General features: G+C 24.9%; 1 protein-coding gene. It reads left to right on the top strand.

Annotation, left to right across the window (positions count from 1 at the left end; translation table 11 throughout):
• Positions 1–223 precede the first annotated feature (223 nt).
• The gene (locus BGI41_RS08125; RefSeq protein ID WP_088540196.1) at positions 224–1,306 is read left to right on the top strand and encodes a Coenzyme F420 hydrogenase/dehydrogenase, beta subunit C-terminal domain; all 1,083 of its coding nucleotides are present in this window, start codon (positions 224–226) and stop codon (positions 1,304–1,306) included.
• Positions 1,307–1,372 lie beyond the last annotated feature (66 nt).

Genomic DNA, 1,372 nt, shown 5'->3' on the forward strand with positions numbered 1-1,372 from the left:
GTAAATAAAACAATTATTTTTAATTTATATATAAATTACTTAGTAATCTTAATACATCTATAATATGAATTCTAAATAAACAAATATTTTAAATTAAAATTTTTCTAAAAAACTGTATGAATTTTAATAAAGTTTAAATTTATTAAATAATATACATTAATATGCTATTTATAAATGATTTAAAATTTGATTAAATTTTTTATTAATATAGAAAGGTGATTAAATGAGTGAAATTAAAACTGCTATGGTTGGAACTCCATGTCAAATTTTAGCTGCTACTAAAATTAACAAATATTCAGATATAACTGGAGGATCACCAATAGATATAAAAATAGGATTATTCTGTATGGAAAATTATTCATACAAATATCTTAAAGAATTCTTAAAAGAAAATGATATAGAAATGTATGATGTAAAAGAGTTCCGTATAGAAAAAGGTAAATTTAAAGTTTATAAAAATGATGGTACTGAATTTGCTATCCCTGTTGCTGAAACTAAAATCTTCAGTCGTAAAAACTGTAATATTTGTACAGATTATACTGCAGATTTATCTGATATATCTGTAGGTTCTGTAGGTTCACCAAAAGGATATTCTACAATCATAGTTAGATCAGAAAAAGGTAAAAAAATAGTTGATGATTGTGTTAAAAAAGGTCTTTTTACTAAAAAACCACTTAGTGAAAAAGGACTTAAACTTTTAGAAAGAATTGCAAATAAAAAAATTCAAGGAAACCTTAAAAATATCCATACTAGAGAATCTGTTGGAAGACAAGTATTATCACAAAGACATTTAAGTGATAAAATCTCAAGAGAAGAATCTGAGAAATGTCAATTTACTAATCTTGAAGCAGATGTTATTAATGTAGGTGGATGTGTACTTTGTGGTGCATGTGAATATGTATGTCCTGAAAACATAATTCAAATTAATGATAGAAAACCACAAGTATATGGTGACTGTAAAGAAGATTGTCATGCATGTTATTTTGCTTGTCCTAGAACCTATGTAAGTACTGATATTTTACCTGAAGATATTGATGAGAAACCAGTAGGTGAATATATTGAAGTTTTCTCTGCAAAATCTGATAATGTAACAGGTCAAGATGGTGGAATAGTTAGTAGTATTTTAATTCATTTACTTGAAGAAAATATTGTTGATGAAGTATTCCTTGTAGGTGAAGATGAAAATAAACCATGGAAACCTAGATCCTTTGTTTCAGATAAAATTGAAGATGTAATTCATGCTGCTGGAACTAAATATAGTACTGTACCTATTGGATTTAAAGCATTAACTGACAAAAAACAATAAGAAATTACATTATATTTAATAATAAAAATATTTAATTCAAATAGATAAACTAGAATTATATAATAA

Origin of the sequence: Methanobrevibacter sp. 87.7 (assembly GCF_002208625.1) — an archaeon.
GTDB lineage: Archaea > Methanobacteriota > Methanobacteria > Methanobacteriales > Methanobacteriaceae > Methanarmilla.

What these genes read in the sequence shown, in the direction of transcription:
- BGI41_RS08125 (WP_088540196.1), top strand. Translation starts at nt 224, where the DNA reads ATGAGTGAAATTAAAACTGCTATGGTTGGAACTCCATGTCAAATTTTA.